Here is a 5,985-nt window from a genome sequence, read left to right as displayed (position 1 = left end):
GTCTTCCTAAGACCGCTTGGCCTCCGACTTGCCGCGCTGCGCTGCGCGCCCGACGCGCTCGACCCCGCGATCCCGCCGGCGCGCGCCTACGCGGGGGCGTGGCACCTCGTGCTCGCCGTGCGCGACGCCGCGCGGCTGGCGGCGCTCGACTACGATTTCGACGCGTTGCGCGACCTGATGACGCGCGACGGGCTGACGACGCTGCAGCTGGTGTGGCGCGAGGGGGCCGACGTCTTCCACGCCCGCAACCCGTTCCCGGTGGGCGGCGTGGTCGAGGACCCGGCCACCGGCGCGTCGGCCGCGGCGCTCGGCGGCTACCTGCGCGACGCCGGGCTGGTGGCGGCGCCGGCGACGCTGACCATCCGGCAGGGGGAGGCGATGGGGCGCCCGAGCCGCATCACCGTCGCCGTGCCGGCGGCCGGCGGGATCGTCGTGTCGGGGAGCGCGGTGCCGATCCCGGGCTGAGCGGGGGCCGCCCCTCGCGCGCCGCGCCGGCGCATGCTACTTGAGGGACGGGATCCCGTCCCCCGGTCACGTCGTTCGCCTCCGGGCATGCGTCTCCGTCGTTCCCCCCTCGCCGCGGCGCTCGTCGCGCTGCTGGGCGGCTGCGCGGCCGATCCGGCCACCGCGCCCTCGGCGCCCTCGGCGCGCGCGCCGGCCGTCCCCGAGGAGGCGTCGACCGCGGTCGCCGGCGGCGCGACCATCGCGCTCCCGTTCGGCGCCGCGTGCGCGCTCGGCGGCGCGGGGCGCGCGTACTGCTGGGGGAGCAACGCCGACGGGATCGGCGGCGACCCGGCGCGGTCGGGCTACGCCGACGCGTCCACCGCGCCGCGCCCCGTGTCGGGCGACGGGCGCTACGTCGCACTCGCCGCCACCGCGACCGACCAGCGCGACACCCCGCTCACCGTCTGCGCGCTCACCGCCGACGGGGAGGTCGACTGCTGGGGCGCCAACGTGGGCGGGCTGCTCGGCGCGGCCGACGCGCGCCCGTGCGGCGCCGAGGTCGCGGGGACGACGCACCCGTGCAACCGCGCGCCGACGCGGCTGGCGACCGCGCTGCGCTTCCGTCGGCTGGCGGTGGGCCCCGGCCTGCTGTGCGGGATCGCGTCCGACGGGCTCGCCTACTGCTGGGGGGACGGCCCCTCGGGGCAGCTCGGCGCGGGGACGGGCGCGCGCCGCGCCGCCGCGCCGACGCGCGTGGCGGGCGACCACCGCTTCGTCGACCTCGCGGCCGGCGAGACGGTGGTGTGCGGGCTCACCGGCGCCGGCGCCGCGTGGTGCTGGGGTGAGGGGACGCTGGGGCAGCTCGGCGACGGGCGCAGCGCGTCGAGCGACGTGCCGGTGCGCGTGGCGACGGCGGAGCCGCTGGCGCAGGTCGCGCCGCACGACCGCTACACCTGCGGCGTCACGCGCGCCGGCGGCGTGCTGTGCTGGGGGTGGGGCGCGTACTGGACGCTCGGGAGCCCGACGCCCGCGCGCTTCCGCGGCGCCAACGTGCCGACCCCCGAGTTCGTGCCGCTGCGCGTCGGCGCGCTGTCGATCGCGATCGGCGCCGGGCACCACTGCGTGCGCGCGGTGTCGGGGGAGGCGGTGTGCTGGGGGTGGAACCTCTTCCACCAGAACGGCCCGCCCGACCGCCCGGGGTGCACCGGCGCGGACGCGCAGGCCGACTGCACGCCGGGGCCGGCGGCGCCCGGCATCGCCTTCACCGAGCTGCGCACCGGGTCGCTGAACGCGTGCGGGCGCGCCGGCGACGGCGCGGTGCACTGCTGGGGCTTCAACGCCTACGGCGAGAGCGGCGGCCCGCCCGGCGTGGCCCAGGCGCGCGCGGCGCGCATCGTCCTGCCGTAGCGGGGAGCGCGCAGAGCGGCGAGCGGCGAGGGCGCTCCATGCGGGGGACGCCGCCTCGCTGGAGGGGAGCCGCCATCGCGGGGCCATGTGAGCGCCGAGCGCCGAGGGAACCGTCTCGCTCGGCGCTCGACGCTCACCGCTCGCCGCTCACCTCAGCGTCAGCACCCCGAGGTCGAGCGTCTCGCCGGCGCGCAGCGTTGCGGGGAACCCCGCGGTGATGGTGCCGCCCGTCGCCTCCGCCCGCACCGTCACGCACGCCTGCAGCTCGCGCTCGCGGAAGCCCGCGATCTCGCCGACGAACACGCCGCCGCCCACGGTCGACGGGCGCACCTGGTAGGCGGGCGCGCCCCCGCACGACGCGCCGGGGACGACGCCGAGCTGCACCGGCACCTGGATCGCCGGCGCGCCGGCGGCGGTGCGGAGCTGGCCGCGGATCGTCGTCGTCCCGAACGGCTCCTCGGGGGACGCGCACGCGGCGAGCAGCACGCACGCCGCGCCGGAGACGACGCTGCGCGTCACGGCGCCCGCGGCGGGAGCTTCCCCTCGATCTCGTCGTACACGCGGCGCACCGCGATCGGCGCCTGCCCGGCGAACAGCGTCCACTCCTTCAGGTCGCCCCAGTTCCCCGCGGCCACCGCCTCGCACGCGTCGCGCGACGCGCACGGCACCCCGGCCGCGTGCAGCCGCGCGGCCTCCGCGATCACGCGCTCCAGCGCGTCGCGGTAGGCGGGGAGGTCGCGCTTCAGCGTCGCCGCGTCGTCGACGAAGCCGTGGCCGGGGACGTACCACGTCGCGTCCATCGCCTCGGCCTTCTTCAGCGTCGCCACCCACTCGCGCGGGTACGCCGAGCGCATGGCGGGGAAGACCCAGTGGAGGTACGCCTCGCTGAGGAAGAGGACGCGCTCGCGCGGCAGGTGCACGCTGAGGTCGCCGCCGGTGTGCGCGCGGCCGAGGTCGAGCACGTCGATCGTCGTGCCGCCCAGCGCCAGCGTGCGCTTCCCGACCACCGTGTCGAGGCGCGCCGGCGCGCCGCCGGCCGCGGCGGCCATCGCGCGGACCGACGCCGGCGTGGCGAGGAAGGTGACGCCGGCGGGGAAGGCGGCGTTGCCGGCGGTGTGGTCGCCGTGGTCGGAGGCGACGACGACGTAGCGGATCGGCTGCGGCGTCGTGCGCGCGATCCAGTCCACCATCTCCTTGGTCTGCGCGACGTTCCCCTGGCCGTCGGCCACCAGCACGCCGTCGTTCGTGACGACGATCAGGCTGACGGTGGTCATCTTCCCGCCCGGGTCGGCGCCGCGCAGCGCCTCGTACGCGTACACGCCCGGGGCGAGCTGCCGCGCGCGCGGGAAGTCGCGCTCGGCGAGGCCGCGCGTCGCGACGTCGCCGGCGCGCGCCACCGGGGCGCGGGGCGCCTGCGCGGCCGCCGGGGCGGCGAGCGCCAGCGCCAGCGTGCAGGTGACCAGGGTGCGCTTCACGGATCCCCTCCGGGCGAGAGTGCGGGAACGAGCCGGCCTGACCATACACGCGCGCGCGGCGCCGCGACACCGCGCGGCCTCACGACGCCCCCGCCTCGGCGCACCGCACGCAGTGGAGCGTCTCGCCGACGAACGCGGCGCGACCCTCGGGGGTCAGCACCCAGGGGCGGCTCGCCAGCGGCGGCTCGTGGCGCACGTGCTGGCCGTGCCCGCACGCGAGGTCGGCGACCCAGTGCCCCCCGTCGTCGCGGTGGAAGCCGACGACGCGGCGCGGCACGCCCGGCCGGTCGGTGAACCGCACGGCGGCGCGGGTCAGTGGGGGCGCGGGCGGCGCAGCGTGCGCAGCACGAGCACCGCGAGGGTGAGCCCCGTCCCAACGCCCGCCAGCAGCGCGCGGCGCGGCGTCCACCCGGCGTGCGCGACCAGCGCCTCGCCCAGCGCCACGGCGAGCAGCACCGCCGGCAGGAAGGTGAGCGCGGCCTCGCGCACGTCGCGCCGCTCGTCCGCGCTCAGCCCGCGCTCGCGCGGCGTCGGGGTGGGGGGCGGCGCGGTCATCGGGAGTCGGGGGATCGGACGCGGAGGGGGAGCGCGAGCCAGCGCGGGACGCGGGCGCGGTACGCGGCCCACGCCGCGCCGTGCCGCCGCGCGAGCCAGGGCTCCTCGCCGTACACGACGCGCAGGTGCACCGCGACCGCGACGCCGGCCGCGTACGCCCACAGCCGCCGCGCGCCGAACGCCGACGCCCACCCGGCGAGGATCGTGAGCACCGCGAGATACATCGGGTTGCGGGACACGCGGTAGAGGCCCACGGTGACCAGCCGCTCGGGCGGCGCCCACGGGGCGAGGCTCCCGCGCCCGGCGACGTGGAAGTCGCGCACGCACCAGAGCAGCAGCGCCGCCCCCGCCGCCAGCAGCGCGAGCCCCGCCGCGTGCGGGCGCGCGCCTCGCGGCCGCAGCAGCCACGGCACGGCGAACGCCACGACCCCCGGCAGGAGGAGGAACGCCACGAGCGCGCGCCGGAAGGACGGGGCGGGGGCGGGCACGCGCGGCGTCAGCCGCCCGGGGCGGCCTCCGCGGCGCGGATCGACCACGCGCCCGTCAGCCCGCCGGTACGCCACCCGCCGCTCACCACGGCGCGCGCCGCGCGCTCGAACAGCGCGGGGAAGGGCGCGTCGCCCCCCGACGCGAGGTCGGCCGTCCACGTGCCGGCGAACTCCCCGCTCCGCCCCGCGACCACCGAGCGCCACGACCCGTTCCAGCGCGTGGCCGCCTTGGCCGCCGACCACGCGCCCCCCGCCGTCTGCCGCCCCTGCCCGTCGACGAGCGTCCACGTGCCGGTGACGGTCGCGCCGGCCGAGTCGGGGACGGCGGTCCACGTGCCGCCGAGCGTGAGTCCGGTGGCGGCGCGCGCGCTCCACGTCCCCGACCGCTCGCGCGCCTGCGCGCCGGCCGGCGCGGCCGACCCGAGCAGCGCCGCGCCGGCGAGCGCCGCGCCCACCGCGAGCGCGCGCACGGGCGTCAGGACGCCTCCGGGCGCCAGCGGACCTGGAACTCGAGCTCCTCGACGCCGCCGGAGCGCTCGTGCTCGACCGAGAACGCGGTGTCCGCGGGGACGCGCAGCCGCTCCCCGCCGACCTGGATGGCGAACGGCGCGCCGGCCTCCAGCGCGTCGGCGAGGCGGCGGAGCTTGGCCACGAACTGGGCGCGGGAGTAGGTGCGCTCGAGGTCGCGGGCGCGGCGGACGGCCATGCGGGGCGGGGCTGGGGTGGGACGGCGGCGCGCGCGGGTCGCGCGGGACGTCGCTCGATTGTGGGACGGGGGCGGCGCGGGCACAAGCCGCTGACCGCATCCGCACAGCGGCCTGCCGCGGCGGCGGCGTACCTTGGTGCGCATGACGCGTCCCGCCGCCTGCGCGCTCGCGCTCCTCGCCGCCTGCGCCCCCGCCGTCCCCGAGGAGCGCTACGGCTTCGTCGCCCTCCTCGGCCGCGACACGGTCGCCGTCGAGCGCGTGGCGCGGCACGGCGACGTCGTGACCGCCGAGGCGGTGGACCGCTTCCCGCGCGTGCGGTCGCGGCGCCTGCGGGTGGAGCTGGCCCCCGACGGCGCGATCCGCCGCCTGGCGATGGACGTGCACACGCCGAGCGAGCCGCCCGAACAGCGCGACCGGCGCGTCACCGCCGAGGTCACCGCCGACTCGGTGCGCCTGGTGAAGGTGGACCGCGCGGGGACGGTGTCGCGCGCGTTCGCGACGGGCGGCGGCGCCGCGATGGCGCACCTGCCGCAGTCGTACGCGCTCTACGAGCTGTACCTCGACGCCGCGCTGCGGCGCGCCGCGGCGGCGGGGCGCGCGCCCGGCGACACCGTGCAGATGCGGCAGTTCTACCTCGACCGCGAGTTCGACCGCTTCCCGCTGCACCGCGGCGTCGTGCGGCCGCTGGGCGGCGGCCGGGCGGAGATCGCGCACGACTGGCTGTCGGGGACGGGCGAGGCGACGCTCGACTCGGCGCGACGCCTGCTGCGCTACTCGGGCGCGCGCAGCACGTACCAGGTGGAGGTGCGCCGGCTCGCCGAGCCGCCCGACGTCGGCGAGGTCGCGGCGCGCTTCGCGGAGGTCGAGGCGCGTGGCGGCGGGGAGCGCGCGCTGAGCGTGCGCGACACC

Annotated in this window: 10 protein-coding genes; 3 read left to right on the top strand and 7 right to left on the bottom strand. The window is 79.2% G+C overall.

Going from position 1 to position 5,985, the window contains the following annotated elements; translation table 11 throughout:
• Both PYV61_RS19730 and PYV61_RS19725 read left to right on the top strand, forming a co-directional pair.
• The coding region (locus PYV61_RS19730; protein WP_275834821.1) for a PhzF family phenazine biosynthesis protein at nt 1–465 on the top strand (465 nt) is incomplete at its 5' end.
• An 87-nt stretch (nt 466–552) separates the two neighbouring features.
• A complete protein-coding gene (locus tag PYV61_RS19725; protein ID WP_275834819.1) occupies nt 553–1,851 on the top strand; it encodes a hypothetical protein in 1,299 nt (432 codons plus the stop codon).
• A 147-nt stretch (nt 1,852–1,998) separates the two neighbouring features.
• Here PYV61_RS19725 and PYV61_RS19720 read toward each other — a convergent pair whose 3' ends face one another.
• From PYV61_RS19720 to PYV61_RS19690, 7 genes are all read right to left on the bottom strand, one after another.
• Nucleotides 1,999–2,370 carry a hypothetical protein gene (locus PYV61_RS19720; RefSeq protein WP_275834818.1) on the bottom strand — a complete coding sequence of 124 codons (372 nt, stop codon included), beginning with the start codon at nt 2,368–2,370 and terminating at the stop codon, nt 1,999–2,001.
• Nucleotides 2,367–3,326, bottom strand: a complete 960-nt coding sequence (locus PYV61_RS19715) for an MBL fold metallo-hydrolase (RefSeq protein ID WP_275834816.1) — start codon at nt 3,324–3,326, stop codon at nt 2,367–2,369. The genes PYV61_RS19720 and PYV61_RS19715 overlap by 4 nt, the downstream gene beginning before the upstream one ends.
• A 79-nt stretch (nt 3,327–3,405) precedes the next feature.
• Nucleotides 3,406–3,603 carry a DUF3565 domain-containing protein gene (locus PYV61_RS19710; protein ID WP_345785269.1) on the bottom strand — a complete coding sequence of 66 codons (198 nt, stop codon included), beginning with the start codon at nt 3,601–3,603 and terminating at the stop codon, nt 3,406–3,408.
• A 35-nt stretch (nt 3,604–3,638) separates the two neighbouring features.
• Nucleotides 3,639–3,881 carry a hypothetical protein gene (locus PYV61_RS19705; protein ID WP_275834812.1) on the bottom strand — a complete coding sequence of 81 codons (243 nt, stop codon included), beginning with the start codon at nt 3,879–3,881 and terminating at the stop codon, nt 3,639–3,641.
• Nucleotides 3,878–4,369 carry a methyltransferase gene (locus PYV61_RS19700; RefSeq protein WP_275834809.1) on the bottom strand — a complete coding sequence of 164 codons (492 nt, stop codon included), beginning with the start codon at nt 4,367–4,369 and terminating at the stop codon, nt 3,878–3,880. Before PYV61_RS19700 ends, PYV61_RS19705 begins: the two co-directional genes overlap by 4 nt.
• An 8-nt stretch (nt 4,370–4,377) precedes the next feature.
• Nucleotides 4,378–4,839: a hypothetical protein gene (locus PYV61_RS19695; RefSeq protein WP_275834807.1), complete on the bottom strand. Its 462-nt coding sequence runs from the start codon at nt 4,837–4,839 to the stop codon at nt 4,378–4,380.
• 5 nt (nt 4,840–4,844) lie between these two features.
• A complete protein-coding gene (locus tag PYV61_RS19690) occupies nt 4,845–5,075 on the bottom strand; it encodes an amphi-Trp domain-containing protein (protein WP_275834806.1) in 231 nt (76 codons plus the stop codon).
• A 142-nt stretch (nt 5,076–5,217) separates the two neighbouring features.
• On the opposite strand from PYV61_RS19690, the gene PYV61_RS19685 reads away from it, so the two are divergent.
• Nucleotides 5,218–5,985, top strand: a 768-nt coding sequence (locus PYV61_RS19685) for a hypothetical protein (RefSeq protein ID WP_275834804.1), incomplete at its 3' end; no start/stop codon positions are given.

The organism is Roseisolibacter sp. H3M3-2, assembly GCF_029211165.1.
Classification (GTDB): domain Bacteria; phylum Gemmatimonadota; class Gemmatimonadetes; order Gemmatimonadales; family Gemmatimonadaceae; genus Roseisolibacter.
Note: the sequence above shows the minus strand (reverse complement) of the source record. Positions and strands in the feature narration are given on the sequence as shown.